Source organism: Pseudoalteromonas sp. AWM4_233, assembly GCF_056158285.1.
In genome coordinates, this window is record NZ_JBSWSZ010000046.1 from 1 (window position 1) to 2342 (window position 2342).

Annotated in this window: 2 protein-coding genes and 1 pseudogene; 1 reads left to right on the plus strand and 2 read right to left on the minus strand. The window is 42.9% G+C overall.

Going from position 1 to position 2342, the window contains the following annotated elements; translation table 11 throughout:
- Positions 1-269: 269 nt before the first annotated feature.
- Positions 270-1324: pseudogene (locus ACXAC4_RS19460) on the minus strand (lyase family protein); the annotation flags it as partial.
- A 91-nt stretch (positions 1325-1415) separates the two neighbouring features.
- Positions 1416-1895, minus strand: a complete 480-nt coding sequence (locus tag ACXAC4_RS19465) for a hypothetical protein (protein ID WP_475164846.1) — start codon at positions 1893-1895, stop codon at positions 1416-1418.
- On the opposite strand from ACXAC4_RS19465, the gene ACXAC4_RS19470 reads away from it, so the two are divergent.
- Positions 1894-2322, plus strand: a complete 429-nt coding sequence (locus ACXAC4_RS19470) for a hypothetical protein (protein WP_475164847.1) — start codon at positions 1894-1896, stop codon at positions 2320-2322. The two genes, ACXAC4_RS19465 and ACXAC4_RS19470, sit on opposite strands and share 2 nt — an antisense overlap.
- Positions 2323-2342 lie beyond the last annotated feature (20 nt).

Sequence of the window (2342 nt, forward strand, 5' to 3'; positions counted from 1 at the left end):
GTTTTGGTGCCTCGACAAGTTTATTGCTGGTTGCCGTTGATTCGGCTTGCTCATTAGTTGCAGCGTCCGAGCACGCAGTTAATAACACAGGAAATAAAATTGCCAATAGTGGATAGCGCATAACATACCTAAAAATCGTTGAATAAGTACTCACTATCATACACATTGCTCAAAGCGGAGCAATAAAAACGTTAGCTTTCAGTAAGTAGCTCTGTATTCACAGAGCTACAAAAAGATAAAAGTTTATACCACTTTACAATAAGCGGGTATTACAAACCACCTTGGGTTAGTTTGGCGGGGTTCAGTAACTCGCTCAGTTCTTCGCGCGAAATATCCGTATGCTCTGCAGCAACATCAATAATAGGGCGACCTTCTTGATAAGCTAATTTGGCAATTTTTGCTGCTTTGCTATAGCCGATCACCGGATTAAGCGCGGTAACTAGAATTGGGTTTTTAGCGAGCGCTTTATCAACATTGCTTTGGTTTACTTTAAAGCTGGCAATCGCTTTATCTGCTAGTGCTTCACTACTATTTGCCAACAGTTCGATACTTTGCAAAATGTTTAAGGCAATCACAGGCAGCATTACATTGAGCTCAAAGTTACCGGCTTGACCAGCCACTGTAATGGTAGCGTCATTGCCTATTACTTGTGCGCTGACCATAGCGGCAGCTTCAGGGATCACCAGGGTTGACTTTACCCGGCATAATTGATGAACCTGGCTGTAGAGCTTCAAGTTCAATTTCACCAAGACCTGCAAGTGGGCCTGAGTTCATCCAGCGCAAGTCATTGGCTATTTTCATTTGTGCTACAGCAAGTACCTTTAGCTGACCTGACAGCGCAACAATGACATCTTGTGAACCGATGTTATAAAAGAAGTTTTTGCTTGGGCTAAAGCGAATACCCACATTCTCACTCAAGTGTTGGCAAAACTCACCAGCAAACGCTGGATCGGCATTAATTCCAGTACCAACCGCTGTGCCACCTTGTGCAAGTTCACAAACTCGCTCGAGTGCTTGGCGAATACCAGTCATTGCATGATCCACTTGTAATTGCCATGCAGCCAGTGTTTGTGCAAAACTCACAGGCATTGCATCCATTAAATGAGTGCGACCGGTTTTACACAATATGGCCTACTTCGGCTTGTTTGCTTTGTAGGCTTTGACTGAGTTTATCGAGTTTAGGAAACAGCTCATAAATGATGTTAATAGCGCTACTTACAGCAATCGCTGTGGGGATCACATCATTTGAGCTTTGTCCCATGTTCACATCATCGTTGGGGTGAATGGTTTCCCCTGCCAATTGGCTCGCCAGCGTTGCAATGACAGGTGCTGGAAGTTAGAAGCCAAACAGGACCGGTTAACCTTAGCAATACGTAACTGAAAAGTCGAGTAGGTTAACATAACACTATTGAGCGTTAATGATGGTTAGATTCACCTCTTACACAGCACCTGATGTCGGGTTCAATGCCAATAATGTAAATTATCTTCGCGTCGAGACGGGTACATCTGCAACTAGCAGGTAACGATTTAAGCTGGCTTTTGACTTGTTGCGCAACATCATAAAAACCTTCATTCAGATTACCCGTATCGACGCGAAGATAATTTACATTATTGGCATTGAACCCGACATCTTTAACCAATTTATTAATCGCAGGAGATAACACTGTGCTTGCACCAAGTAATAAAGCAGTGGCTAACCCAACTTGTAAGGCAACCAGTATATTTCTGGTGAGACTAGATATCTGTGCTCCCGTACCTTTACCACTGCTTTGCAATGTTTGATTAAGCTGTTTGTAAGGCACTTGTTGACTGGCGAGCTTCGCCATGACGATACTGATAAATACACTGACAATTTCGGCAAGTGCTATTGTCAGTGTATTTATCAGTATCGTCATGGCGAAGCTCGCCAGTCAACAAGTGCCTTACAAACAGCTTAATCAAACATTGCAAAGCAGTGGTAAAGGTACGGGAGCACAGATATCTAGTCTCACCAGAAATATACTGGTTGCCTTACAAGTTGGGTTAGCCACTGCTTTATTACTTGGTGCAAGCACAGTGTTATCTCCTGCGATTAATAAATTGGTTAAAGATGTCGGGTTCAATGCCAATAATGTAAATTATCTTCGCGTCGATACGGGTAATCTGAATGAAGGTTTTTATGATGTTGCGCAACAAGTCAAAAGCCAGCTTAAATCGTTACCGCTAGTTGAAGATGTTGCTCTGACGCGCGCTTCACCTTTGCAAATGGGTTGGGAAAATTATTTATACGATGAAAGTAATGAAATGCTAGGTATTGTCAGTGAGGTGCTGTGTAAGAGGTGAATCTAACCGTCGTTAACCTT

Coding starts and splice junctions, on each gene's coding strand:
- ACXAC4_RS19465 (WP_475164846.1), bottom strand. CDS start 1,895: ATGACGATACTGATAAATACACTGACAATAGCACTTGCCGAAATTGTC.
- ACXAC4_RS19470 (WP_475164847.1), top strand. CDS start 1,894: ATGGCGAAGCTCGCCAGTCAACAAGTGCCTTACAAACAGCTTAATCAA.